The organism is Ruegeria sp. CDSA033 (assembly GCF_059612305.1).
On sequence record NZ_JBXWQI010000001.1, the window covers coordinates 230,388 to 254,079 of the forward strand.

23 protein-coding genes and 1 riboswitch are annotated in these 23,692 nt (G+C 58.5%); of the genes, 12 read left to right on the forward strand and 11 right to left on the reverse strand.

The annotated features are described in order from the left end of the window. Nucleotides 1–4: 4 nt before the first annotated feature. From hflK to AC2FLA_RS01230, 4 genes are all read left to right on the forward strand, one after another. Nucleotides 5–1,150 (forward strand): FtsH protease activity modulator HflK, encoded by a 1,146-nt coding sequence (gene hflK, locus AC2FLA_RS01215; RefSeq protein WP_108858948.1) that lies wholly within the window; start codon nucleotides 5–7, stop codon nucleotides 1,148–1,150. Further along, on the forward strand, nucleotides 1,150–2,046 hold the full coding sequence (gene hflC / locus AC2FLA_RS01220; protein ID WP_496719868.1) for a protease modulator HflC: 897 nt from the start codon (nucleotides 1,150–1,152) through the stop codon (nucleotides 2,044–2,046). Before hflK ends, hflC begins: the two co-directional genes overlap by 1 nt. After that, the gene (locus tag AC2FLA_RS01225; protein ID WP_282118760.1) at nucleotides 2,046–2,240 is read left to right on the forward strand and encodes a DUF2065 domain-containing protein; all 195 of its coding nucleotides are present in this window, start codon (nucleotides 2,046–2,048) and stop codon (nucleotides 2,238–2,240) included. Before hflC ends, AC2FLA_RS01225 begins: the two co-directional genes overlap by 1 nt. A gap of 185 nt (nucleotides 2,241–2,425) precedes the next feature. Then, a complete protein-coding gene (locus tag AC2FLA_RS01230; protein ID WP_496720463.1) occupies nucleotides 2,426–3,862 on the forward strand; it encodes a Do family serine endopeptidase in 1,437 nt (478 codons plus the stop codon). Between the two features lie 220 nt (nucleotides 3,863–4,082). Here AC2FLA_RS01230 and AC2FLA_RS01235 read toward each other — a convergent pair whose 3' ends face one another. From AC2FLA_RS01235 to AC2FLA_RS01255, 5 genes are all read right to left on the reverse strand, one after another. After that, on the reverse strand, nucleotides 4,083–4,751 hold the full coding sequence (locus AC2FLA_RS01235) for a Crp/Fnr family transcriptional regulator (protein WP_058274845.1): 669 nt from the start codon (nucleotides 4,749–4,751) through the stop codon (nucleotides 4,083–4,085). A 160-nt stretch (nucleotides 4,752–4,911) separates the two neighbouring features. Continuing rightward, entirely contained in the window at nucleotides 4,912–5,517 is a 606-nt protein-coding gene (locus AC2FLA_RS01240) for an inner membrane-spanning protein YciB (protein ID WP_496719871.1), read from the reverse strand. Nucleotides 5,518–5,533: 16 nt separating this feature from the next. Continuing rightward, nucleotides 5,534–6,436 carry a DMT family transporter gene (locus AC2FLA_RS01245; protein ID WP_496719873.1) on the reverse strand — a complete coding sequence of 301 codons (903 nt, stop codon included), beginning with the start codon at nucleotides 6,434–6,436 and terminating at the stop codon, nucleotides 5,534–5,536. An 88-nt stretch (nucleotides 6,437–6,524) separates the two neighbouring features. Continuing rightward, nucleotides 6,525–7,688, reverse strand: coding sequence for a signal recognition particle-docking protein FtsY (gene ftsY, locus AC2FLA_RS01250; RefSeq protein ID WP_496719875.1), 1,164 nt, complete (start codon nucleotides 7,686–7,688; stop codon nucleotides 6,525–6,527). Nucleotides 7,689–7,746: 58 nt separating this feature from the next. After that, nucleotides 7,747–8,385 carry a lysoplasmalogenase family protein gene (locus tag AC2FLA_RS01255; protein WP_496719877.1) on the reverse strand — a complete coding sequence of 213 codons (639 nt, stop codon included), beginning with the start codon at nucleotides 8,383–8,385 and terminating at the stop codon, nucleotides 7,747–7,749. A gap of 133 nt (nucleotides 8,386–8,518) precedes the next feature. Here AC2FLA_RS01255 and AC2FLA_RS01260 point away from each other — a divergent pair, with 133 nt between their 5' ends. Continuing rightward, the gene (locus AC2FLA_RS01260; protein WP_496719879.1) at nucleotides 8,519–8,914 is read left to right on the forward strand and encodes a hypothetical protein; all 396 of its coding nucleotides are present in this window, start codon (nucleotides 8,519–8,521) and stop codon (nucleotides 8,912–8,914) included. Between the two features lie 12 nt (nucleotides 8,915–8,926). On the opposite strand, the gene xseA is transcribed toward AC2FLA_RS01260, so the two are convergent. Further along, complete coding sequence (gene xseA / locus AC2FLA_RS01265) at nucleotides 8,927–10,420, reverse strand: exodeoxyribonuclease VII large subunit (protein WP_496719881.1); 1,494 nt, start codon at nucleotides 10,418–10,420, stop codon at nucleotides 8,927–8,929. A 74-nt stretch (nucleotides 10,421–10,494) separates the two neighbouring features. On the opposite strand from xseA, the gene purD reads away from it, so the two are divergent. Then, a complete protein-coding gene (gene purD / locus AC2FLA_RS01270) occupies nucleotides 10,495–11,757 on the forward strand; it encodes a phosphoribosylamine--glycine ligase (protein ID WP_496719882.1) in 1,263 nt (420 codons plus the stop codon). Between the two features lie 81 nt (nucleotides 11,758–11,838). Here the strand turns inward: purD and AC2FLA_RS01275 are convergent, their stop codons facing one another. Both AC2FLA_RS01275 and AC2FLA_RS01280 read right to left on the reverse strand, forming a co-directional pair. Next, nucleotides 11,839–12,561: an FG-GAP repeat domain-containing protein gene (locus AC2FLA_RS01275; protein WP_496719884.1), complete on the reverse strand. Its 723-nt coding sequence runs from the start codon at nucleotides 12,559–12,561 to the stop codon at nucleotides 11,839–11,841. Further along, nucleotides 12,561–12,884 (reverse strand): 2Fe-2S iron-sulfur cluster-binding protein, encoded by a 324-nt coding sequence (locus AC2FLA_RS01280; protein WP_058273927.1) that lies wholly within the window; start codon nucleotides 12,882–12,884, stop codon nucleotides 12,561–12,563. Before AC2FLA_RS01280 ends, AC2FLA_RS01275 begins: the two co-directional genes overlap by 1 nt. Nucleotides 12,885–13,011: 127 nt before the next feature. Here AC2FLA_RS01280 and AC2FLA_RS01285 point away from each other — a divergent pair, with 127 nt between their 5' ends. Further along, nucleotides 13,012–13,383 carry an OB-fold nucleic acid binding domain-containing protein gene (locus tag AC2FLA_RS01285; RefSeq protein ID WP_496719886.1) on the forward strand — a complete coding sequence of 124 codons (372 nt, stop codon included), beginning with the start codon at nucleotides 13,012–13,014 and terminating at the stop codon, nucleotides 13,381–13,383. Nucleotides 13,384–13,436: 53 nt separating this feature from the next. Here the strand turns inward: AC2FLA_RS01285 and AC2FLA_RS01290 are convergent, their stop codons facing one another. After that, a complete protein-coding gene (locus AC2FLA_RS01290) occupies nucleotides 13,437–14,174 on the reverse strand; it encodes a hypothetical protein (RefSeq protein WP_496719888.1) in 738 nt (245 codons plus the stop codon). 94 nt (nucleotides 14,175–14,268) lie between these two features. Next, on the reverse strand, nucleotides 14,269–14,958 hold the full coding sequence (locus tag AC2FLA_RS01295; protein ID WP_496719890.1) for a glutathione S-transferase N-terminal domain-containing protein: 690 nt from the start codon (nucleotides 14,956–14,958) through the stop codon (nucleotides 14,269–14,271). A gap of 121 nt (nucleotides 14,959–15,079) precedes the next feature. Then, nucleotides 15,080–15,157: riboswitch (SAM riboswitch) on the forward strand. Nucleotides 15,158–15,222: 65 nt separating this feature from the next. Here AC2FLA_RS01295 and metZ point away from each other — a divergent pair. The 5 genes from metZ to AC2FLA_RS01320 all read left to right on the forward strand — a co-directional run bounded on the left by metZ (nucleotide 15,223) and on the right by AC2FLA_RS01320 (nucleotide 21,778). Beyond that, nucleotides 15,223–16,413, forward strand: a complete 1,191-nt coding sequence (gene metZ, locus AC2FLA_RS01300; RefSeq protein WP_496719892.1) for an O-succinylhomoserine sulfhydrylase — start codon at nucleotides 15,223–15,225, stop codon at nucleotides 16,411–16,413. Nucleotides 16,414–16,582: 169 nt separating this feature from the next. Next, nucleotides 16,583–17,686 carry a GTP cyclohydrolase FolE2 gene (gene folE2 / locus AC2FLA_RS01305; protein WP_496719894.1) on the forward strand — a complete coding sequence of 368 codons (1,104 nt, stop codon included), beginning with the start codon at nucleotides 16,583–16,585 and terminating at the stop codon, nucleotides 17,684–17,686. A 280-nt stretch (nucleotides 17,687–17,966) separates the two neighbouring features. After that, complete coding sequence (locus AC2FLA_RS01310) at nucleotides 17,967–18,704, forward strand: hypothetical protein (RefSeq protein ID WP_496719896.1); 738 nt, start codon at nucleotides 17,967–17,969, stop codon at nucleotides 18,702–18,704. 51 nt (nucleotides 18,705–18,755) lie between these two features. Further along, nucleotides 18,756–20,204, forward strand: a complete 1,449-nt coding sequence (locus AC2FLA_RS01315) for a TrkH family potassium uptake protein (RefSeq protein ID WP_496719898.1) — start codon at nucleotides 18,756–18,758, stop codon at nucleotides 20,202–20,204. Further along, on the forward strand, nucleotides 20,204–21,778 hold the full coding sequence (locus AC2FLA_RS01320) for a thiamine pyrophosphate-binding protein (protein ID WP_496719900.1): 1,575 nt from the start codon (nucleotides 20,204–20,206) through the stop codon (nucleotides 21,776–21,778). The genes AC2FLA_RS01315 and AC2FLA_RS01320 overlap by 1 nt, the downstream gene beginning before the upstream one ends. A gap of 55 nt (nucleotides 21,779–21,833) precedes the next feature. On the opposite strand, the gene AC2FLA_RS01325 is transcribed toward AC2FLA_RS01320, so the two are convergent. Next, nucleotides 21,834–23,567 carry a serine protease gene (locus tag AC2FLA_RS01325; RefSeq protein WP_496719902.1) on the reverse strand — a complete coding sequence of 578 codons (1,734 nt, stop codon included), beginning with the start codon at nucleotides 23,565–23,567 and terminating at the stop codon, nucleotides 21,834–21,836. Between the last annotated feature and the right edge of the window lie 125 nt (nucleotides 23,568–23,692).

Consider the following 23,692-nt stretch of genomic DNA (forward strand, 5'->3'; position numbering starts at 1 on the left):
ACATATGGCGGGCAATAGCGGCGGCCCCTGGGGGGGCGGAGGCTCCTCGGGCGGCGGAGGAAATCGGGGTGACAACGGTGATGGGCGCAAGCCCCCCGAAGGCGATGGTCCGCAGATCCCCGAGATTGATGAGCTGATGAAGAAAGGCCAGGAACAGCTGCGCGTCCTGATGGGCGGCCGCGGTGGTTCTGGCCGAGGTGGCAACGGTCAGGGCTCTGGCGGCGGTGGCCCCATCTTCACAAAGGGTACGGTTCTTATAGGTGTCGTCGTCGCGGCGGTATTATGGGGAGCGGCCAGCTTTTACACGGTCAAGCCCGAAGAACAGTCGGTTGAGTTGTTCCTCGGCGAATTCTCGGCCGTCGGAAATCCGGGTCTAAACTTTGCGCCGTGGCCTTTCGTTACCGCCGAAGTCATCCCGGTCACCCGTGAACAGAACGAAGATATGGGCGGCGCGCGCGGCAGCGATGATGGCTTGATGCTGACCGGCGACGAAAACGTGGTCGATATCGACTATCAAGTCGTCTGGAACATCAACGACCCTGCGAAGTTCCTGTTCAACTTGCGTGATCCGCGCCAAACGATCCGTGCGGTGTCGGAATCAGCGATGCGCGAGATTATCGCTCAAAGCGAGCTTGCACCGATCCTGAACCGGGATCGTGGTGTTATCGCGGATCGCTTGCAGGAACTGATCCAGTCCACAATGGACAGCTATGATTCAGGGATCAACATTGTCCGCGTGAACTTTGACAAAGCCGACCCGCCTCAGGATGTGATCGCCGCCTTCCGCGACGTTCAAGCTGCTGCGCAGGAACGGGACCGGTTGCAGAACGTAGCCGATGCCTATGCGAACAAGGTGTTGGCGGAAGCGCGCGGCGAAGCTGCGCAGGTTCTGGAAGAGGCGGAAGGATATCGCGCCCAACAGATCAACAGTGCGCGGGGTGAAGCCAGCCGCTTTAGCGCAGTTCTGGAAGAATATTCCAAAGCACCCGATGTGACGCGGAAACGTCTGTATCTGGAACGTATGGAGCAGATTTTGGGCGACGTTGACAAAATCATTCTGGACCAGAATTCATCCGGGCAAGGGCAGGGTGTTGTGCCCTATCTGCCGCTGAACGAGCTGCGTCGTAGCCCTGCCGGGGAGAGCAACTGATGCGTAAATCACCCATTATTCTCATTCTTGTCGTGATCCTTGGCGTCGTTGGCCTGTCTTCGATCTTTATCGTGGATGAACGTGAACGTGCGCTGGTCTTGCAATTTGGTCGTGTTGTCGCGGTCAAGGAAGATCCCGGTCTGGCGTTCAAAATCCCGGTGATTCAAGAAGTTGTCCGCTATGACGACCGTATCCTGTCAATTGACGTACAGCCCCTTGAGGTGACCCCTCTGGACGATCGGCGTCTGGTTGTTGATGCATTCGCACGTTATCGGATTTCCGATCTGAACCAGTTCCGTCAGGCCGTTGGTGTCGGCGGTATTCCGGTTGCCGAGGATCGCCTGGATCGTATTTTGCGGGCCGAAACCCGCGAAGTGCTGGGTTCGGTATCGTCCCGTGATATCCTGAGCTCGGACCGTGCAGCGTTGATGTTGCGCATCCGAAACAGCGCGATTGCCGAAGCACAGGCTCTGGGCGTGACTGTAATCGACGTGCGATTGAAGGCGACCGACTTGCCACAGGCCAACCTTGAGGCGACTTTCGATCGCATGAAGGCCGAGCGGGAGCGTGAAGCAACAGACGAGCGTGCCCGTGGTAACGAGGCGGCGCAGCGTGTGCGTGCGCAAGCTGACCGGACGGTGGTCGAACTGGTTTCAGATGCACGTCGTGAGGCCGAAATCACCCGTGGTGTAGCGGACGCCGAACGCAACGCGATCTTTGCCGAAGCCTATGGCGCGGACCCGGAGTTCTTTGAATTCTACCGTTCGCTGACCGCGTATGAGAACGCGTTGCAGGGCGGCAATAGCTCGTTGGTTCTGAGCCCGGATTCCGAGTTCTTCAACTACCTCGGTTCGCCAACCGGACGGCAAGCTCCGGCTGCTGCGGCCACCGAATAATGGGGCTGATCCTTCTGGCTTTCGGGCTGGTATTGATTGTAGAGGGGCTGGCCTATGCGCTGGCCCCTTCGCTTATTGAGCGCATGTTAGAGGCATTGCGGTCACTGCCCGAGCAGGCGCGGCGGCTGGCCGGTTTGCTGAGCGTAGTTAGTGGGTTTGTCCTGCTATGGGGGGCTTATCAGGTTGGGTTTTGATGCGGGGACCTCACTTGCAGGTGATTTCCCCGCGATCCCGAGTTGCGGGCAAGGACAAACCGACTACATTAGTTCCTGAGAAGATTTGCCCGAGGGCAGTTTTACAAGACTTGTTGACAAGGAGTTCCCAAGTGCAGGCACACGCACGCAGTATTTCGGTCCGGCAGGACGAGGGTGTTGGTTTCATGCGGCTGATGTGGCTGGCCATTGCAGGGATGATTCTTGTTCTGGCCCAATCCGTCGCTGCGCAGGCGCGGAGCGAAAGCCTGGCGCCGCTGGCAGAAAAGATCAGCCCGGCCGTGGTCAACATTACCACCTCAACGTTGATCGAAGGCCAGACCGGCCCGCAGGGCATTGTGCCCGAGGGATCACCGTTCGAAGATTTCTTTCGCGATTTTCAGGACCGGAACGGTGATGATGAAAATCGCCCGCGCCGCAGCAACGCGCTGGGTTCGGGGTTCGTGATTTCCGAGGACGGCTACATCGTCACCAACAATCACGTGATCGCCGAGGCCGATGAAATCCTGGTGGAGTTCTTCCCCGGTGATGGACAGCCGCCTGAAGAACTGCCTGCCAAGGTGATAGGCACGGACGAGAAAACCGATATTGCGTTGCTGAAGGTCGAGGCCCCGGGCCCGCTGCAATACGTACAGTTTGGCGACAGTGACGTCGCCCGTGTCGGTGATTGGGTTATTGCCATGGGCAACCCTTTGGGGCAGGGCTTCTCGGTTTCGGCCGGGATCGTTTCGGCCCGCAACAGGGCGCTGAGCGGCTCGTATGACGACTACATCCAGACCGACGCGGCCATCAACCGGGGCAACTCGGGCGGTCCGCTGTTCAACATGAATGGCGAAGTGATTGGTGTGAATACAGCGATTTTGTCGCCCAACGGCGGCTCGATCGGGATCGGCTTTTCAATGGCGTCCAACGTCGTGGTCAAGGTGGTCGACCAACTGCGTGAATTCGGCGAAACCCGCCGTGGTTGGCTGGGCGTTCGCATTCAGGACGTAACCGAGGACATGGCCGAGGCAATGGGGTTGGCCAAACCGGGCGGTGCGCTGATCAGCGATGTTCCGGATGGGCCGGCGAAAGATGCTGGTCTGCTGGCTGGTGACGTGATCCTCAGTTTTGATGGGGTCGAGGTCGAAGATACACGCGGCCTTGTGCGTCAGGTCGGCGAGACAACCGTGGGCAAAGCCGTGCGTGTTGTCGTGCATCGCGATGGCGGAACACAGACCGTCCTGGTTACTCTGGGGCGTCGTGAGGATGCCGAACGGGCCGATCAGGGCGACGAGGAAACGTCTGAGGCTCCAACGGAAGAGAATGCTGACATTCTTGGTCTGACCATTTCGCCGCTGACGGACACGCTACGCACGGATCTTGGTCTGGAAGAAGACGCTGAGGGGCTGGTTGTGACCGAAGTGGATGAAGCCTCTGAAGCGTTTTCCAAAGGGCTGCGCGCCGGTGATCTGATCACTGAGGCTGGACAGCAAAAGGTGACGTCGATTGAAGATCTGGAAGCACGCATGGAAGAAGCGCGTGAAGCCGGGCGTAAATCACTGTTGTTGCTTGTACGTCGCGGTGGCGACCCCCGCTTTGTGGCGCTGAGCCTGGGCGAGTAACGCACCACGTCAAACGTTGTGACAAGGCCGGGGCAATGCCTCGGCCTTTTCCGTTCTATGTGGCGCTGAAAGAAAGTGAGCCACACGCCGGGGAGGCGTATGGCTCTGGTACAGGGAGAGGCCAGTGGACAGATATCGGGGATGATTCTCTGGCCCCCTACGGTAACAACTAAGACATTAGCTACTTTGGCATGCGCCGTATGTGAAGGAGGTCACAAGGTCAGATTAAGTCGGATTCGGCGAGTTCTTTCAGGGCGTTGAAGTCCTGGATCATCAACCCGCCGCGGGATGCCTCGACAACATTGTCGCGTTTCCAGGTTGAAATCGTCTTGGATACAGCCTCGCGCGTGGCACCAACGAACTCGGCCAATTCGCTTTGGGACAGGGTGATCCGCATTGCGGGGTCGTCCTGAAGGGCAGACAGATGCAGCAATTTGCGCGCCAGACGAATGGGCATCGGCAAGAACACCTGTTCGTTCAGCTGTGACCCCATCCAGCGCATGCGCAGGCCCGCCAGACGGATCATGTCGACGGCAAGATCGGGGTGCTGGCGGATCTGGTCCATCACGTCGCTGCGGCGCACGCGCAGCACGCTAGATGGCTCGGCCGCTGCTATCGTGGCGGTCCGCGGCCCGCTGTCGAACAACGCAATTTCGCCAAACACTTCGCCCGGCTTCATAAGGGTCAAAGACAGCTTGCGCCCGCTCATCGCAAGGAATGAAACCTCGAGCGTACCTTCAGAAATCACATACAGCGCATCGCCTTCGTCCCCCTGCTCAAACAGCACCTGGCCCTGATCCAAGGAAATCTCGGTCGCGAGTGCCGAAAGCATAGCCCTGAGTCGGTCTGATGCCTCGGACAGAAATCCGCTGTTTGGGAGTGCCTTCATGTGGTTGAGGGGTCTCCGGCTGCTGGTGTTGAGTGGTGCCCCAATGTTCCACAGCCGGGCTATTATTCCAAGGTTTTTATTGGTTTGCCTGATTGCGCGCTGCGTGACGGCTCAATATGAAAGCAAACGCTTAAGCTGCGCGCCAATTATCAGTGTTCGCCTATTGGTGGTCTGGGTCATCCATGTAGCGTTGCAGCAAACTGAACTGAAGCATCAAAAACGCCATCAGCGCGATGGGAAAGGCGAAAGTTTCGATTTTGACCCACAGATCCGTCGACATGGTGCGCCAGACAAATTCATTGGCTACGGCCAGAACCGCAAAGCAGCCGCACAACCGACGGGTCAGTATCATCCAGCCCTCGTGGCGCATTGGCAGCATTTCTTCGAGGACATAGGCCAAATAGGATTTTCCCTGCAATAGGCCGATCCCAAGGATGACCGAGAAAAAACCGTAAACCAGCGTGGTTTTCATCTTGAAGAACCGTTCATCATTGAACCAGGCGGTCAGGCCCCCAAAGAAGATGACCATGAAGGCGGTAAATATCTGCATCCGGCTAAGTTTGCCGGTTAGGACCCAGAGAATGCCCATGGCGGCCAGCATCAGCGGGACGAAGATGATCGTCGCGATGATAAAGCCGGAATATTCGGTGCCTCCGATCAGGAAACTGTCGTCACGCAGGCGTAGGTAGATGAAGAAAAAGGCCAGTGGGGGCCCAAGCTCCAACGCCTGTTTCAGAAACGGATTGATTTCTTTTTTGCCTGACATGTCGGTTTCCTGATTTTTACCCGCCCATTTCAACTATTACGGCGCCCAATGCAATCAATGCCATCAGCGCGACCCGTCTTGGCCCCACAGTTTCTTTTAACACCAGCCACCCGATAAGCGCCGCGAAGACTGTCGAGGTTTCTCGCAGAACGGCAGCTTCGCCGACCTTGTCCAGACGGGTCGCCAGCATGATTGCTCCGAAGGACATAGGCGCGATGATGCCTCCGGCCAAGCCCCGCAACATCAATGGGCCAACGGCTGGGCGGTCGATCATGGCGCGCCATCTGAGGAAGGCGTAAATCGGCATCGCAAAACCGTCGATCATGAAAAACCACGCCAGAAAGGTGAATGGGTCGGCGGTGGCCCGGATACTATATGCGTCATAAGTCGTGTAGAGCGCGACGAACAGGCCGGTTGCGATGGCCAGTACCAGCGCGATGCCCAGCGTTTCCCGGTTGGTTTCCAGAAAACGCAAATTATAGGCGGCCAGGCCGAAGATACCGGCCAGCAGGACCAAAACGCCAAACCATTGAATTCCGGTAAAGGTCTCGCCGAAGAGCAGATAGGCGCCGATGACAGTGAATAGGGGGCCAGTGCCGCGTACGACCGGGTAGACGACAGTGTATGAACCCTTTGTATAGGCCATGGCCTGAAGGACCTTGTAGGCGATGTGGATCACCCAGACCACGGCGAAGATGGACCACATGTAGGGTTCAGGCCACGGCACCACGAAAAAGGCAAAAGGGGCGGCCATCAGGCAATAGCAGGCGTCGATTGCCCCGCGGGACAGCCAGGGATCGTGGCGGCCTTTCTGCAGCGCGCCAAATACCGCATGCAGGAAGGCAGCCATCAAAGCGAGGCCAAGAGCCAGCTGATGGCCCGCTTCGGTGCCTTCGAGAGAAATCAGCCAGTCGCTCAAATGTCAGTCTTTTCGCTGGGTGGAGAGGCTGGGGGTTTTCCACCCCCAGACCCCCGGAGGATATTTGGGGTCAGATGAGGGGGGGGGATCAGGTTTGGTCCAGGCCAGTGAGTGCGGCGGCGAACTCTTCGGGGTCGAAGGGGGCGAGGTCGTCGATCTGTTCTCCTACGCCGATGGCATGGATTGGCAGGCCGAACTTGTCGGCCAGTGCAACCAATACGCCACCCTTGGCGGTGCCGTCGAGTTTGGTCATCACCAGGCCTGACACGTCAGCGAGATCGCGGAATGTCCGGACCTGGCTCAGCGCGTTCTGGCCAGTGGTGGCGTCCAGCACCAGCAGCGTGTTGTGAGGGGCGGTGTCGTCGATTTTGCGGATCACGCGGACGATCTTGGCCAGTTCCTCCATCAGGTCCGCACGGTTTTGCAGGCGACCGGCCGTGTCGATCATCAGCAAGTCTGCGCCGTCTTGCTGCGCGCGGGTCAGGGCGTCGAAAGCTAATGAGGCTGGGTCAGACCCCTCGGGTGCGGTCAGCACCGGTACTCCGGCGCGGTCGCCCCAGACTTGGAGCTGTTCGACGGCGGCGGCGCGGAAGGTGTCCCCGGCGGCGATGACAACCTTTTTGCCGGCGCCTTTGAGCTGGCTGGCCAGTTTGCCGATGGTAGTGGTTTTGCCAGATCCGTTTACGCCGACGACCAGAACGACCTGCGGGCGCTTGGGATAAATGGGCAGGGGCTTGGCAACCGGTTCCATCACACGGGCGACTTCCTGGGCCAGCAATTGCTTGATCTCTTGCGTGGAGAGCTTCCTGCCCAGCCGCCCCTCGGCCATGTTGGATGTGACCCGCAGTGCAGTGTCGACGCCCATATCCGAGGCGATCAGCAGTTCTTCAAGCTGCTCAAGCATGTCGTCGTCCAACGTGCGACGGACGACTGCCTTGGCTTCGTTGCGGCCAAACAGGCGTCCCAGCACCCCTTTGGATGGCGCGTCCTCGGGTGGCGGAGGGGCTGGTGTTGGATCGACCGGTGCGGGTTCTGGTGTTTCGACCGGCTGTGGCACAGGGGCGGGTTCAGGTGTCTCTGGCACGGGCTGCGGAATTTCGGGAACCGGTTCCGGCTGCGGCTCAGGCTCGGGGATAACTGGATCGGGGGCGGTCGTTTCCTCGCCACCGTCTTCGACGATGGCATCCAGCCCCTGTTCGAGGCGGGACGAGGATTTGAACAGCTTGTCCTTGAGCTTTGAGAAAAACGCCATTTTTAGTCTCCGCAGGTGTTCCTCTCACCTAATGCGGATTTGCGGCAGTTGCAAAGGGTCACAAAAACGCAATCAAAAGCCCCGCCTGAGCGCCCCAGTACAAGATCCAGATCATGTAAGGCGTGAAGCGCAGCGCCGGATGGCCGTTAGGCAGCAGAAACTTTTCAGTCGCCAGGATCAGGTCCGACGCGATGAAAGCCAGTGCGGCGGGCAGGGCCCAGCGCAACGCGCCCACCTCGGGCAAGGCGAGGACCGTGATGCCCATTCCTAGGATGATCGGAATATAGCCCAGAACCGGTATCTTGAGGTCACCGGCGCGGGGGGCGAGCAGTGTTGCGGCAACGATCCCGAGGATGATCAGCGACCAGAATATACCGGGCTTGTCGAAGATTAGGGCGGTCTCGCTGGATGGGTGACTTAGAAACAGGGCGATATAGGCCAGGTGGCCAGCCGCGAATGCGCCGATTCCTGCCATGAAAGTCGAGTCCGTCTCACGTGATAACAGCGCATCGCCCAAGGCACATAGGGCTAGCGCAAGGGTCAGTAGCATCGGAGCGCTGCTTAGAACCGCCGTCACCGCTAGTAGTGCGACAGAGGCCGTCTTGAAGAGGGATCGCAGAGGGCTGGCGGGTTGCGGTGACATCGGCAAATAGGCCAGAGCGCATGCGGCGGCGATCCAGAAAAGAGCGGTTGTCATCAAATGTCCCCCATTTGGTTTTTTCAGCAGCATCGCCGGGATCGCCGATACAACTCAAGCGGTGACGTTAAGGCAGCCGGTTGTGGGGAATTGTCTGTTGGCGATGCTGCCCGGCATCTGCCAGAATGTTCCCATGCTCGGGCGTATTGCGATTCTTCTGACACTTTCTGCGCAGGCGGCAGCGGCTCAGTCAGCTTTGTCTGGGGCTGAGTTCGACAGATACACTCGCGGAAAAACCATGTTCTATGGGTTTCAGGGAACCGTGTACGGCGTCGAACGCTATTTGCCCAATCGCCGTGTGATCTGGTCTTTTCTGGACGGCAATTGCAAAGAGGGTGTCTGGTACGAACATGCGGGCCAGATCTGCTTTGTCTACGAAGACCGGATTGACCCGCAATGCTGGGTCTTTACCAAGTCTGACGGGGGCCTGATCGCCTTGTTCGAGGGCAACTCGGACGCCACCGAGCTGTACGAGGCCGAGGACATCAATGAAGAAATGGTTTGTCTCGGCCCCGAAGTCGGGGTCTGAGGGCGTATTTGGCTAAAACAGCGAACCCTGGTCCGGTGCATCTTTCTTTGCTGACTTCTTAGGTGCCGCCGGTGAAGTCGTGGGCTGGCCCGTATTCAGCAGACCATCTGCGAATTCGATCTCGAATACGCTGTGCTTTGACGCCTGTTTCTTGGTTGTCAGAACCTCGCCTTCAGCTCGGACCACAGCGTAGCCACGCTGCAACGTCGCCTTGTAGCTAAGTGTTTCACGCAGGCGATCAGCGGCGTCCAGCTGTTGCCGCATCCGATCCAGGCGCGTGGCCTGAGCCGCGTTCATACGGTCGGCCAACCTGTTGATATTCTGCTTTTGTTGTTCGATCTCTCTGTGGATTGGGCGCAGAGACAGACGGGATGACAGGTTGCGTAAGGCCTCGTTTCTGGTCGAAACGAGATTGCGCAACGTCGAAGGGCGCAGATGTGCGGACAGCTCAACGACTTGCAGACGTCGGTTCTGCACGCCGCGATTTAGTGCGGGTGCCAGCCGATCCGCAATTAAGTCAAGGCGTTGGCGTGGGGTGTTCAACAAGCTATCCGGGCGCGGCAACGCGCGAGACAGGTCGCGAAGCCGTTGAGAGCGTCTTTGAACCGCGTCCGTCGCTGCACGAGACAGGCGTGCACCTTGCTCACCCGTCCAGGCCAGAAGTTCCATCCGAACCGGCACGGCAAGTTCAGCCGCGGCGGTCGGGGTTGGCGCGCGCCGGTCCGAGACGAAGTCGATCAGCGTTGTATCCGTTTCGTGACCCACGGCAGAAATCAGCGGAATGTCCGACGCGGCCGTCGCACGTGCGACGATTTCTTCGTTGAACCCCCAAAGGTCTTCGATCGATCCGCCGCCCCGAGCGACAATGATCAGGTCGGGCCGAGGCAGTGAGCCGCCCGGCGTCAGTTTGTTGAAACCGTCGATGGCCCGCGCAACCTCGGGTGCGCAGTTGGAACCCTGTACAGCAACGGGCCAGATCAGCACCTTGCGCGGGAAGCGATCCCGCAGGCGGTGCAGGATGTCGCGGATCACAGCGCCAGATGGTGATGTCACCACGCCAATAATCTGGGGCAGGTAGGGCAGAGGCTTTTTGCGTTCGGGTGCGAACAGACCTTCAGCCTCAAGCTGTTTCTTGCGCTTTTCCAGCAGGGCCATCAAAGCGCCTTGCCCCGCGACCGCGACCTCATCAACGTTCAGGTTATATTTTGACTGCGCACCAAAAGCGGTCAGACGGCCGGTTACGACAACCTCAAGACCTTCTTCCGGCACCACCGAGAGGCCCGAAACCTGACCTTTCCAGGTGGTGCAGGCCAAAACGTTCCGGTCATCCTTGATGTCATAGTACAGATGCCCCGAGCGCGCCGTGAACACGCGTCCGACCTCACCGCGCACACGGATTCGCCCGAACGTGCCTTCCAGCGTGCGTTTCACCTCACCCGAAATGTCTGAAACGGTGTATTCAGGGGTGTTTTGGCCCGGGATCGGGTCATCAAGCAGGTCGGACATTTCAGCGCCTTGTGTCAAATGCCCGGCCAGCTTAGAACGCCCGGAAGGCGAGGCCAAGCAGATCGGAGACCTTCATGAACATCCTTATTCTCGGCAGCGGCGGGCGGGAACACAGCCTCGCCTGGGCGGTAATGCAAAATCCCAAATGTGACCGCCTGATAGTGGCGCCGGGAAATGCCGGGATTGCGCAGATCGCCGATTGTGCTGCGCTGGATATCGAGAATGGCGGCGCGGTTGTCAGTTTTGCCGAAGAGAACGCGATTGAATTCGTGGTCGTCGGCCCCGAAGCGCCCCTGGCCGCTGGTGTCGCGGATCGTCTGCGTGAAGCGGGTGTGTTGGTCTTTGGCCCATCCGCCGATGCGGCGCAGTTGGAAGCATCGAAGAGTTTCACCAAGGAAATCTGTGACGCGTCGAACGCTCCGACCGCAGCCTATGCAAGGTTCACTGAGGCCGAGCTTGCCAAGGCTTACGTCCGCGAACAGGGCACGCCGATCGTGGTCAAAGCCGATGGTTTGGCGGCAGGCAAGGGTGTGATCGTCGCCATGGACGAACAGACCGCGCTGGAGGGCATCGACGACATGTTCGGCGGCGCTTTTGGCGGCGCGGGGGCCGAGGTGGTGATTGAGGAGTTCATGGAGGGCGAAGAGGCGTCTCTCTTCGTCTTGTGTGATGGCGAGGACATTCTGTCCATTGGCACGGCGCAGGACCACAAGCGCGTAGGAGAAGGCGACACGGGCCTGAACACGGGCGGTATGGGGGCGTATTCCCCAGCGCCGGTCCTGAGTGCCGAGATCGAGGCGCGCGCGATGGAAGAGATCGTGCGCCCGACCATGGCCGAGATGAAGCGCCGGGGCATGCCGTTTCAGGGCGTTTTGTATGCGGGGTTGATGATCAAGGACGGCCAACCGAGGTTGGTCGAATACAACGTCCGCTTTGGTGACCCGGAATGCCAGGTTCTGATGATGCGGCTTGGTGCTCAGGTTCTGGACCTGCTTCATGCCGCAGCCGAGGGTCGTTTGAGCGAGACGCAGGTGAACTGGGCTGACGATCATGCGATGACGGTTGTGATGGCAGCGCAGGGGTATCCCGGTTCCTACGAAAAAGGAACCGCAATCAAGGGTTTGGATAGGCTTCCTGAAGATAGCAGCAACATGGTTTTCCACGCCGGCACCAAGGCAGTTGATGGCCAGGTACAAGCTGCAGGTGGACGCGTATTGAACGTGACCGCGCGTGGAGAAACGCTGCAAGAAGCTCGGGATCGGGCATATGCAATGGTTGAAGGCGTGGAGTGGCCCGAGGGCTTCTATCGCCGCGATATCGGCTGGCGGGCACTTTGAGTGGTTGGTAGGACAGGGGGCTTTGCCCCCTCGGCCTGCGGCCTCACCCCCAGGATATTTTTGGCCAGATGAAGAGGCGGATCAGCACTTGAGTGCGTTGTTCAGGCTTTTGTGGCCGGTAAACGCGCCGAGGTCGCGGGTGGTCCAGTCGTTTTCGTAAGTGACGCTGATGACGCGTGTCCAGTTGCCGTTGGCGAGGATCAGTTCCGGAGTGCCGCCGCAATCGCGCAGACCGCCGGAGATGAAATCTTCTCCAATGCGGTGATTGGTGAGATTGGGCAGCGATGCGATTTCGGTCAGTTTGCCGTCTGCAAACCGCCAGATGCGCAGGGTTTTGGCCAAGTGAGGGCGATCGACATAGGCGATCTCGACGTTGCCATCGCCATCCATGTCGGCCCCTCCGACCGGAGCGAGCCAGCGAAAGCGGGTTCCGATGTAGGGCGTAGCGGCGATCAGGCCGCCGCCATTGTAGATTGCAAGCCGTGCACCTTTATCACGATGGCTTTCAACCACCAGAGCTTCGTGACGCCCATCGTTGTCAATATCAATCAGGCGCGGTCGGATATCTTCGAAAACGCGCTCTTTTGGTAGCCGGATTGTGTATTTCGCCCACTCCGGCGCATATTGCAGGATCAGAGCGCCGTATTCGATCTGATCACCAAGTACCCCGTGCGGGTATCGCGCAGTGGGTTCGGAGTACTCTGCCGAACCCAGCGGCTCATACTGCCATGGCTGCTGAGATCTTGTCTCGCTCGGAAAGATTCCAATTGCGATCGCGGCAGCCGCGATCGCTTTGAAAAGCATCAGATCTGCTTTTCGGGCATTTGAACAACCAGCCCGTCCAATTCGTCAGTGACCTTGATCTGGCAGGTCAGGCGCGAGCGGGCCGGGTCGGGTTCAAAGGCGAAATCCAACATGTCCTCTTCCATGTCGTCCTTGGCCGGAACCTTCTCGACCCAGTCGGGGTGGATATAGACATGGCAGGTCGAACAGGCGCAGGCGCCGCCGCAATCGGCCTCGATGCCGGGGATATTGTTGTCACGGGCCCCTTCCATGACGGTCAGGCCGCTGGCGACTTCGACTGTATGTTCGGTACCGCCGTGCTCGACATAGGTAATCTTTGCCATTGCGTGCGTCTTCCTTTTTCGCTTGTCGAATTCTTCCTTAGTGAAGGCATTTAGCTCTTTCCAGTCTCATTTGCGTCTCAGCATGCCGTGACTGGACTTTCCCGTTGTTTGTTCTATCTTTGTTCTCATGATTTTTGCTCCTGCTCCCTCTGCGGTGTCAAACCGCGACTGGCCGCGCCCGCCCGCGTGTCTGCCGGCCAATCGTCTGGACGACCCGCCCGAGGGTGCGCTGGTGGCGGTCGCGGGGCTGGTGATCCTGCGGCAGAGGCCCGGGACGGCCAAGGGGGTGATCTTTGTCACGCTCGAGGATGAGACCGGTATCGTGAACGTGGTGGTCTGGCGCAAGATCTATGAACGTTTCCGCCGGGCGGTGATCTCGGGGCGGCTGCTGCGGGTCACGGGCCGGATGCAGCGGGCGCATTCGGTTACCCATGTGATCGCGGAAGAGGTTGAGGATATCTCGGGCATGCTGGATGTGCTGGTGCGGGGTGAGGGGTAGGTCCGCTATGCGGGACATTGCTGCCCTTCACAAAGAACCTCCCAATGGCTGCTTTACTTCCGCAATCCAGCTAGAAAACGTTCAATTTTCTGTGTCACTGTTGGTTCAGAAGGGCCAGAAGACCAACTTCCGCCATTTTCGAATACTTGTTCTTGCCAAGTGGACGGTTTTTTCCGCCACAGACCACGATGTGCGGCAAACTGCATGCCATCCCAGTCCATGAACCAAACGTCTTTTGAGAGGTGGAACGTGAAATAACTGTCCGACCAGATGTAACGGCTACTTACAGTTTCTCCCATTCGAGCAACTTGCAGAGCCGTCTTCAAGCTGTCGGGCGTAATGCGGCGATATCTGTCATTCACGCTCAGTATTGTCTCGCGCAGAACGCAAGTAATCAGGCACTCCTGCAATGGCACATCAACGCAAGTTAACTCTTTGACAAAATGATCAGAAACCCCATCGCCTCTTGCGTATGTTCGGCTATCAGACGAGTCATTGCTTGCCGCAACGACAAAGACGCTCTGATTTTCGTCACAAAAGACCGCAAAGCCGTTTTCAGAACTCAGCTCATCTATCGGAATTACATGATCTTGGCATGACAATGGTGAATTCTCAGATTCCGAATGCACAAACAGCGAATTGCGCAGCGTCAGCGCACCAATCCGACGATAAAAATCTTGCAAAACTGGGTTCAACCAAGCGGGAATAGCGCTTTCAGGAACGCCAAGATCAGAAGGGCGTACCTCGTACCAGTCAGAAAGTAGGTCTTGAAGTTGCTCTAAGTCCATCATTGCGAAACAACCCTCTGTTTGCCATTGCTGACATTCGTGCGTAGCGCAGCGTCAGTCAACTTTGGGCTTACAGCCGACATTGGATCAACGTGCCTTAACGCTTAAACAACACCCCCTGCGCCTGCTTGTCCCTGTGATCGCCGCGCAGCTCGGCGTGTAACGCGCGCCCGGCCTGAACGCCGGGGCGGGCGCTGACCGTTTCAAGCCACCGAGTGAAATGCGGTTTGTCCTCCAACACCTGCTGCTGGCCTTCCCACAGGCTGGCCCAGCCCCAGATCGACATGTCGGCGATGGAGTAGAAATCGCCCGCGACGTATTCATTTTCGGCCAACCGCCGGTCCAATACTCCGTACAGCCGCCCGACCTCGGCGCGGTAGCGGTCCTTGGCATAGGATAGATCCTGCGGCGGCTCGAGGTTTGGCGCGTATTTCAGGAAGTGATGCGCCTGACCGGCCATTGGGCCGACGCCGCCCATTTGCCACATCAGCCATTCCTCGACGGCGATCCGGTCACGTTCGGTTTTGCCATAAAAGCGCCCGGTCTTGCGGGCGAGATACATCAGAATCGCGCCGCTTTCGAACACCGAGATAGGTGCGCCATCCGGGCCGTCCGGGTCAACGATGGCAGGCATCCGGTTGTTGGGCGCAATTTTCAGGAACTCGGGGTCGAACTGATCACCCTTGCCGATATTGATCAGGTGGGTGGTGTAGGGAAGGTCCATCTCTTCCAAAGCGATGGACGCCTTCCAGCCATTCGGCGTGGGCCAGAAATACAGATCGATCATGGTGCCTCCTCAGGTTGAGGCGATCATGCGGTATTCTGCGCAATCGGCAAGAGGCGGTTACGAAAGCGTGACACAGGGCAACCGGGCTTGACGGCCAAGAATGCGCGGCGTATTTGCATCCCAGAAGCTACGTGGCGATTTGTTACCGGATTGCGGGCCACGCTAAACAACACCGCTAAAAGGTCAGGATGAAAGGCCCCTTTCGCTTGACCGCGTCTGGGGTTTTTTTGATGCCCTTGCCAGACAAGGGTCGAGAGGAATGAGATGAGCGAGAGCTGGAACAAACGCACCCAAGCCGTCCATGGCGGCATCCGTCGCAGCCAATACAACGAAGTCAGCGAAGCGATTTTTCTGACGCAGGGCTTTGTCTATGAGACAGCCGAACAAGCCGAGGCGCGGTTCATCGAATCCGGCCCGGATGAGTTCATCTATGCCCGCTATGGCAACCCGACCGTTTCGATGTTTGAACAGCGCATTGCCGCGCTGGAAGGTGGCGAGGATGCGTTTGCCACCGCGTCCGGCATGGCTGCGGTGAACGCGGCGCTGACCTCGATGTTACAAGCGGGCGACCATGTGGTGTCGGCCAAGGCATTGTTCGGGTCCTGTCTGTATATCCTCGAAAACATCCTTGCCCGTTATGGCGTGGACGTTACCTTTGTTGACGGCACCGATCTGGACGCCTGGAAAGCGGCGATCCGCCCTGAGACCAAGGCGGTTTTCTTCGAATCCATGTCAAACCCGACGCTTGAGGTCATTGATATCGAGGCGGTTGCCAAACTGGCCCATGCGGTTGACGCGCTTGTCATCGTGGACAATGTGTTTTCCACCCCGGTTTTTTCGCGCGCGATCGAACAGGGGGCGGATGTCGTGGTCTATTCCGCGACCAAACATATCGACGGGCAAGGGCGTGCTTTGGGCGGTGTCATCATTGGCACCAAGGATTTCATCCGGGGAACGGTTGAGCCATATCTGAAACACACCGGTGGTGCGCTGAGCCCATTCAACGCCTGGGTCATGCTGAAAGGTCTGGAAACGATGGCGCTGCGCGTTAACGCTCAGGCCGAGACGGCGCAGACCATTGCCGAAGCGCTTGAGGGGCATCCGGCACTGGAACGGACGCTTTATCCGGGTCTGAAAACCCATGCGCAAAACGCATTGGTGCAAACCCAATTGGGCGGCAAAGGCGGAACTGTTCTGTCGCTGGACATCAAGGGCGGCAAGGACGCAGCGTTTGCATTCCTGAACGCGCTGACGATCCCTGTCATTTCGAACAATCTGGGCGATGCCAAGTCGATTGCGACACATCCGGCCACGACAACGCACCAGCGTCTGAGCGACGATCAGAAGGACGAATTGGGCATCACGCCCGGCCTGATCCGCTTTTCCGTAGGGTTGGAGGATGCGGGCGATCTGCTTGCAGACATCAAGCATGCGCTGGACGTGTCGCAACGTTAAATTGCGGCGGTGGTTTACTGACAACCGGGTCGAACCTAGGTGAAAATGACGTAAGTCATGCGATTTTCGCCGAATTTCGATCCGGGCTGTGTTTTTCAGCGTATAAAGCTACACTGGAAAGCAAGCCGAACACGAATAAGGTTCGGCGACCAACCGAGGAACCCGATCGATGAACGTGCACCCCCGCGACATTGAGGATATGCCCGACAATGACGAAGCCGCAGCCGCTCTGAAGACGCTGCGCAAATGGGCCGAGTCCGCAACCGAGGCCGAGATTGGCCAGCTCGACCCGGCGATTGCGCGCCTTGTGCCCGGTCTGGTGCCCGTGAACTATCCGTCCCTATCGCGCGAATACCCTGATGGGTTCACGGTCGACAGCGCGTATCGCTCCACCTTACCGGATTTGCAGAATGGCCCGTCCAGTCTGATCCGGGGCGCAAAGCAGCAAATCCAGCATGTTGGTATCTCGAACTTCCGCCTGCCGATCCGATTTCATCGCAAGCGCGGCGATGACCTGACGCTTGAGACCTCGGTGACCGGGACTGTCAGTCTGGATGCCGAAAAGAAAGGCATCAACATGTCCCGGATCATGCGTTCGTTCTACAAACACGCCGAGCGTACGTTCAGCTTTGAGGTCATGGAGGCCGCGCTGGATGATTATATGACCGATCTGGATAGCTTTGACGCCCGTATCCAGATGCGGTTTTCCTATCCCGACCGTGTGCAAAGCCTGCGGTCCGGTTTGGAAGGGTATCAGTATTACGACATCGCACTTGAGCTGGTTGAACAGGGCGGAGTGCGCCAGAAGGTCATGCATCTGGACTACGTATATTCCTCAACATGTCCCTGTTCGCTGGAACTCAGCGAGCACGCACGCGCAACACGTGGACAGCTGGCAACACCGCATTCGCAACGCTCAGTGGCGCGGATTTCTGTTGTTGTAGATTGCGACACGGATTGCCTGTGGTTCGAGGATCTGATTGCCATGTGCCGCCGTGCCGTTCCGACAGAAACGCAGGTGATGGTCAAACGCGAGGATGAACAGGCCTTTGCCGAGCTTAATGCGGCCAATCCGATCTTTGTCGAAGACGCCGCCCGTCTGTTCTGTGCCGAATTGCTGGCCGACCACCATATCGGCGATTTCCGCGTGGTCGCAAGCCACCAGGAAAGCCTGCACAGCCACGATGCGGTGTCGGTTCTGACCGAAGGTCCGACCTTTGTGTCACCCAGCCTGGACCCGCGGCTGTTCACCACCCTGTTCCACGTCGGGTAGACGGGGCAGGGTGGATCAATAAAGTATCACTTTTAGACTAAGAGCGGTTTTCCGCCGCAGCGCGGCAATTCGTGCTGCATTTGCACGGTCGTTCAAGTAACACTGGTGCGGAATGCAGCCGTGGCAGGCGAATTTCTGTTCGTGCGTCTGCCACTCTGAAAGGAAGCTGAGACGTGCGACGCTCAGGACTTCGTGACTGCTTGATCCGCCCGAAAAATCGGGACGGGCAGCTTAATTCACTCTTTTGCAGGCTGCATCGCTTTCAGAGGAGAACTAAAGTATGAATCCAATTTCCCAACCGCTGGAATTTCAGGCTGCGGCCATCCGAATGGCCGGCTATGCGGTTAGCAACCAAATGAAAATTATGCAGATTTTGACCCGCTCGGCGATGGAGCTGCCGTTTGTGTCGGTTAGTGCCTTGCACGCGTCGGCTGCTGCTCCGGCCCCGGCTGCACCCTCGGCAAAACCCGCGCCCAAGGCCAAACCGGTCGCCAAGGCAAAACCTGCGGTGGTGGCCAAGCCCAAACCTGTAGCCCGCAAGAAAGCCGCCGCAAAACCTAAGGTCGAATCACCCAAGCCGACCGCGCCCAAAACGGTGGCTGCTGTAACCAAACCCACCCCGGTGGCAGCCAAATCGGCCGAAGTTGCAGAAAAGCCTGCAACCAAGCCTACCGTCGCCAAGGGGCAGCCAGCGACCAAACCCGCTGTGGCAGCCAAACCGAAGCCTGCCGCTGCGCCTGCTGTTGCTAGAAAAACACCTGCGCCAAAACCGGCAGCGGTTGCCACGCCGAAACCTATGGCAGCGAACACCACAGCGCCAAAGACCCCGGCCAAACCAACCGAACCCAAGCCGGTCGCGGCGAAACCTGCACCTGCCAAGCCGGTCGCGGCGCAGCCTGCGCCTGCAAAAGCCGATGCTGCAAAGCCCGAGGTGGCACAGGCAGCTGCGGCGCGTCGCCCACGCGCCCCGTCTAATCCGCCCGCGATGCCAACAACGGCACGCAAAACGGACGGGTAAAACCCGACACCGGCTTGACACAGTCGTGCAGGCGCGCCAACGCTGCGCCTCATGACGGATATGCGCCCGGTTGGATATGTGATTGGCCTATTGATCGCCATTCTTGGGGCGACCATGCTGCTGCCTATGCTTGCGGACTTCATCGAAGGCCGGGGCGAATGGCACGTTTTTCTGGAAAGCGGCGTCATCACGATTCTGACCGGCGTCATTCTGGCGATGAGTTGCTCGAACGGGGTGGGCGAAGGTCTGACGATCCGTCAGACCTTTTTGCTGACCACAGGGGTCTGGGTCGCACTGCCGTTTTTTGGCGCCATCCCGTTTCTGTTCGGCGAGACCGAACTGCGCTTTGTCGATGCCTATTTCGAGGCGATGTCGGGCCTGACGACGACAGGCTCGACCGTGATTTCCGGCCTCGATAACCTGCCGCAGGGGTTGTTGCTGTGGCGCGGGCTGCTGCAATGGCTGGGCGGCATCGGCATCATCGTCGTGGCCATGGTGTTCCTGCCCGAGCTTCGCGTCGGGGGGATGCAAATCTTCCGCTCGGAAGGATTTGAAACCATGGGGAAAATTCTACCGCGTGCGCAAGAGATCGCGGGCCAGATTTCCCTGATCTACGTCTTTCTGACGATTGTTTGCGCGCTGGTCTATGCAGGTCTGGGGATGGGCTTTTTTGATGCCGTGGTGCACGCCCTGACGACGATCTCAACGGGCGGGTTTTCAAATTATGACGCGTCCTTTGGCACGTTTTCTGGCCCGGCAGAATATGCGGCCGCGGTCTTCATGATCCTCGCTGCACTGCCTTTCGTGCGCTACGTCCAGTTCGCCAATGGCAATACGAGGTCCATTTTCCGCGACAGCCAGATACGGACCTTTCTGGCGACCATTCTGGTGCTGGTGGTCATTATGGCGGTCTTTCTGACCTCCGTTTTTCCGCATCATTGGGAACAGGCTGTTCGAGAATCCCTGTTCAACATCACCTCGATCATTTCGGGTACCGGATATGCCAGCGTCGATTACATGGGCTGGGGCAGTTTTCCGATCATGATGTTCTTCCTGATCGGTCTGATTGGCGGCTGCGCGGGTTCAACCGCCTGTTCTATCAAGATCTTCCGGTATCAACTGCTGTTTGCTTCGATCAAAACCCAGATCCGCCGCATCCGCTCACCTCATGGGGTTTTTAAGCCGCAATATGATGGCCGTTCGATTGGCCCGGACGTTCTGACCTCGGTCATGAGCTTTTTTATGTTTTTCGTGCTCTCGTTGGGCGTGCTGGCCTGGGCGCTGGCGCTGACGGGATTGGATTTCATAACGGCCGTCTCCGGGGCAGCCACAGCGCTGGCCAATGTAGGGCCGGGGTTGGGGGATCAAATCGGACCGGCTGGCAACTTTGCAGGGCTCAGCGACACCGCGAAATGGCTGCTTTCAATCGGTATGCTGGTGGGACGGCTTGAGCTTTTAGCCGTTTACGCACTCTTCACTGTCCAATTCTGGAGGAATTGATGAAAAGACCCCTTGGTGCGCAGATTTCGCATATGCTGCGAGATCGCGGAGTGGATGTGATCTTTGGTATTCCCGGCGTGCACAATCAGGAAATGTATCGCGGGATCGAAGAAGCCGGAATCACCCATGTGCTGGCCCGGCACGAGCAGGGGGCAGGGTTCATGGCTGACGGCTATGCCCGTGCAACCGGCAAACCGGGTGTTGCATATGTCATCACCGGACCGGGGTTGTGCAATATCATGACGCCGATGGGGCAGGCCTATACGGACTCGGTCCCGATGCTGGTGATGTCCTCGTGTCTTGATGAAACGCAAGGGGTGCTTGGGCAGTTGCACCAGATGAAAGACCAGCGCGCTGCAGCTGAAACCGTGACTGACTGGTCGCATCAGGCCAATACGGCGCAGGCAGCCTACAATCTGGTCGAGCGCGCTTTTGAAGAGTTCGAACTAAACCGTCCACGCCCAAAACACATCCAAGTGCCGATTGCACAGCTTGAGGCAGATTCTGATCCCGCACCGTTTCCCAACCAACCTGGTTTGCGCTCAAAAGTTCTGCCGCCGGACTTGGCTCCGGTAATGTCCATGCTGAACATCGCACGGCGCCCGTTGTTTATTCTGGGTGGTGGTGCGCGGTCGAATCTGTGGCGGCAAATCCTGACGCAGTTGGGTGCGGCCTGTTTTACCACGTATGCCGGGCGCGGAATGGCGGGGTTGGGCTATGCCTTGGACTACGGAGCCATGTTGCCACGACCGGGCAGCGCCGATGTTGTCGCTTCCGCCGACCTTGTGGTTGTCGTGGGCGCGGAATTGGGCGAGGTCGACCTGTGGCGAAATACATTGGGCCACACGGGCAATCTGGTGCGTATAGATCTGGACCCGAAGGTTCTGTCCGACCACCATCGAGCAGCCGTCAAGCTGCAGGCTGACGGGGAAAGCTTTGCCCATGCACTTTGGGCGGCTATCGACCATGTTAAACCTTCGACGGGCTGGACAGCGGAGGAAGTAGCTGTCACGCGCCGCCGTTGGCGGGCCGAAGTGGATGCGGAACGACCGGGTATCGTCCCGGTGCTGGATGCCCTTCGCGCGGCGATGCCCGGCGACACCATGATCTATTCTGACATGACCCAGTTCGCTTATGTCGCCAAAGAGGTTTGGGATATGGGCTATCCCTATCACTGGCACCATCCGACCGGGTTCGGCACGCTTGGCTATGCGCTGCCGGCCGGAATTGGCGGGGCCGTGGCGCGCCGAGGTAAGCCTACAGCGGTGATCGCCGGGGACTACGGATTTCACTATACGATGCAAGAGCTTGGGGCAGCAGTCGAACTGGGCCTGTCTCTGCCGATTATTCTTTGGGACAACGGAAAGCTCAAAGAGATTGAGGACAGCATGGTCCGAGGTCAGATCGCCCCAAATGCGGTTGTCGCGCGGAACCCGGATTTCTGCAAACTCGCCGAGGCCTTTGGCGCGTTGTCCTCTGCGCCCTCCAGTTTGCCCGAGATGCAAGAGGCGGTTCGGTCAGCCTTTTCCGCACCTGTTCCGACGCTGATACGCATCACACCGGATATCCTCTAGCCAACAAAAAAGCGCCGCCCGAAAGAGCGGCGCTTTTTTCGTTTTGGTATTGTCCTTAGTCCCAGCAATGAACCAACACGGTCATTCCGGTGGCTCGGCGGCTGAGTTCATTGGGTGAGATTTGCGCCGTCGGCTGACCCGATTGACCGGATACGCCCGCCTTTGCCAGAACTTCGTTCAGGCTGTTGGCCGTTGCAGCAAGGCTGACGGACGCGGGCAGGGTGCGTCCTTCGGTCGGGGTTGGCAGCAGCATGCCAACAACCTGGCCATTGCCGTCAAATACCGGCCCGCCCGCATCGCCGGGCTGGGCCGCCAATGCCAGACGTTTCACGCCGTCTTCTCCGTTCAGGCCGCGCACGTCAGCGATCTGACCAAAGGTGAGTGTCGGTGCGCCCAAGGCGCCCTCATACGAGAAACCCGACACCGCGATCTCAGATTGAATACGCGGCGCATCGGCACTGAATTCTGCCACGTTGATCGGAACCAGATTGCGGCTGGGGCGCAGAACCGCCACACCCAGATCGGCATCAGACAAGGCGACCTGGAACTCCTGATCGTCATCAAGCGTGATGCGTGTGCAGCTGTCAGCGGCCTCAAAAACGGTCAGGACCGTGCCGCTGGTATCAGCGAAGAAGCCCGAACGGGACAGGCGCGGTGTGCGCACCTGCAGCCCGGACACCAGATCAATCCGCTGCTCGGCATTGGCACCCGCTGCGGCGTCCAGCACCGCCCCAGTTGCAGTAAAGCCGGTCTTCATTGCGGCCAGCACTCTGGCGCGGCGGGCATCGTCACCCTCGGGCCAAACCAGTGTAAAGCCTTTGATCTGACCATCGTCCAGCCGTACTTCGCTATAGGTCACGATCCCATTACCGCGCCCTTCCAGGGTAAAGCTGTCACCGCGCAGTTGTCGTGGGCCGTCGAGCGGAACGATTTCCAGCGATTGCAGCACCTCATAAAGGGCGCGCAGCGTGGCTTTGTCGCCCTTCTGACTGATCAACAGGGCCTTGGCATCCAGATCGGTTGTGCTTTTGAAGTGAACAAACGGGGCCTCATAACGGTCGAATGCGATGACACCCATCGGCAGATCCAAATCGATACCGGCCTGCGGGTCGGAGTAACGCTCCATCCCAACGCTCAGAAGGGGGGCGTTAAAGTCGTCAATCAACGCCTTGCGCTGTGCGGTCGTCAGAACGCCGGTTGCTTCAAAGCCGTTGAACCGTTGCCAGTCGCCCATCGAGCGCCGCGTGCCTTGGCCAAATGCGCCATCGATCGTTGAATTGTAAAAACCCGCGGCCTGCAGGGCGGTTTGCAAATTCATGCGTTCCTGCGTGCTTAAAAGACGCTCGCTTTGCAGCGCTTGTGAGCGTGTCTCGTCAGAGGCCTGCGGTGTTACGCCAACAACCGGCTGTTCCGGCTGAGGTTCAACTGGTGGCGTCACGACGCCCCGATCCAGAATGTTCTCTCCAACCGGCCAGAATTGCTGACCCAGTGCACTAGAAAACGCGATGTAGCTGTCCGCAGGGATTTGCCCTTCGGCGCGGTAAACGCTTAGAACCTGTTCCGCGTCGCTACGCAAATAAGGCCCAATAACAATAGCATACCAGCCAGAGTTCAAGCGAAACCCGTTTACGTCCGGCAAGGTACCGGCATAGACCCGCGCACGTTCCTGCGCTTCGCGCAGCGAGGGCTGCGCTTCGACCTGCACCCAGACGCCTGCGTCCTGCTGTGCAAAAACAGCGCGCGCGCTGATGAGAAAAAGAAACAAAATTGCCGTAAATATGCGAGTCATTGTCTGCCCGTGTCTGCAGTGTTTTATCTTTGCCGGACCCTACGCGAAACAACGTACCGAAAGCCATGCCCGGAATACGGGGAATTTACAGTGTGGCTGCGCAGTGACAGCATAGGCTTTGCCGC

Excerpts from the sequence above, each read along its gene's own strand:
- hflK (WP_108858948.1), top strand. The coding sequence starts at position 5 with ATGGCGGGCAATAGCGGCGGCCCCTGGGGGGGCGGAGGCTCCTCGGGC.
- hflC (WP_496719868.1), top strand. The coding sequence starts at position 1,150 with ATGCGTAAATCACCCATTATTCTCATTCTTGTCGTGATCCTTGGCGTC.
- AC2FLA_RS01225 (WP_282118760.1), top strand. The coding sequence starts at position 2,046 with ATGGGGCTGATCCTTCTGGCTTTCGGGCTGGTATTGATTGTAGAGGGG.
- AC2FLA_RS01230 (WP_496720463.1), top strand. The coding sequence starts at position 2,426 with ATGCGGCTGATGTGGCTGGCCATTGCAGGGATGATTCTTGTTCTGGCC.
- AC2FLA_RS01235 (WP_058274845.1), bottom strand. The coding sequence starts at position 4,751 with ATGAAGGCACTCCCAAACAGCGGATTTCTGTCCGAGGCATCAGACCGA.
- AC2FLA_RS01240 (WP_496719871.1), bottom strand. The coding sequence starts at position 5,517 with ATGTCAGGCAAAAAAGAAATCAATCCGTTTCTGAAACAGGCGTTGGAG.
- ftsY (WP_496719875.1), bottom strand. The coding sequence starts at position 7,688 with ATGGCGTTTTTCTCAAAGCTCAAGGACAAGCTGTTCAAATCCTCGTCC.
- AC2FLA_RS01255 (WP_496719877.1), bottom strand. The coding sequence starts at position 8,385 with ATGACAACCGCTCTTTTCTGGATCGCCGCCGCATGCGCTCTGGCCTAT.
- AC2FLA_RS01260 (WP_496719879.1), top strand. The coding sequence starts at position 8,519 with ATGCTCGGGCGTATTGCGATTCTTCTGACACTTTCTGCGCAGGCGGCA.
- xseA (WP_496719881.1), bottom strand. The coding sequence starts at position 10,420 with ATGTCCGACCTGCTTGATGACCCGATCCCGGGCCAAAACACCCCTGAA.
- purD (WP_496719882.1), top strand. The coding sequence starts at position 10,495 with ATGAACATCCTTATTCTCGGCAGCGGCGGGCGGGAACACAGCCTCGCC.
- AC2FLA_RS01275 (WP_496719884.1), bottom strand. The coding sequence starts at position 12,561 with ATGCTTTTCAAAGCGATCGCGGCTGCCGCGATCGCAATTGGAATCTTT.
- AC2FLA_RS01280 (WP_058273927.1), bottom strand. The coding sequence starts at position 12,884 with ATGGCAAAGATTACCTATGTCGAGCACGGCGGTACCGAACATACAGTC.
- AC2FLA_RS01285 (WP_496719886.1), top strand. The coding sequence starts at position 13,012 with ATGATTTTTGCTCCTGCTCCCTCTGCGGTGTCAAACCGCGACTGGCCG.
- AC2FLA_RS01290 (WP_496719888.1), bottom strand. The coding sequence starts at position 14,174 with ATGATGGACTTAGAGCAACTTCAAGACCTACTTTCTGACTGGTACGAG.
- AC2FLA_RS01295 (WP_496719890.1), bottom strand. The coding sequence starts at position 14,958 with ATGATCGATCTGTATTTCTGGCCCACGCCGAATGGCTGGAAGGCGTCC.
- metZ (WP_496719892.1), top strand. The coding sequence starts at position 15,223 with ATGAGCGAGAGCTGGAACAAACGCACCCAAGCCGTCCATGGCGGCATC.
- folE2 (WP_496719894.1), top strand. The coding sequence starts at position 16,583 with ATGAACGTGCACCCCCGCGACATTGAGGATATGCCCGACAATGACGAA.
- AC2FLA_RS01310 (WP_496719896.1), top strand. The coding sequence starts at position 17,967 with ATGAATCCAATTTCCCAACCGCTGGAATTTCAGGCTGCGGCCATCCGA.
- AC2FLA_RS01315 (WP_496719898.1), top strand. The coding sequence starts at position 18,756 with ATGACGGATATGCGCCCGGTTGGATATGTGATTGGCCTATTGATCGCC.
- AC2FLA_RS01320 (WP_496719900.1), top strand. The coding sequence starts at position 20,204 with ATGAAAAGACCCCTTGGTGCGCAGATTTCGCATATGCTGCGAGATCGC.
- AC2FLA_RS01325 (WP_496719902.1), bottom strand. The coding sequence starts at position 23,567 with ATGACTCGCATATTTACGGCAATTTTGTTTCTTTTTCTCATCAGCGCG.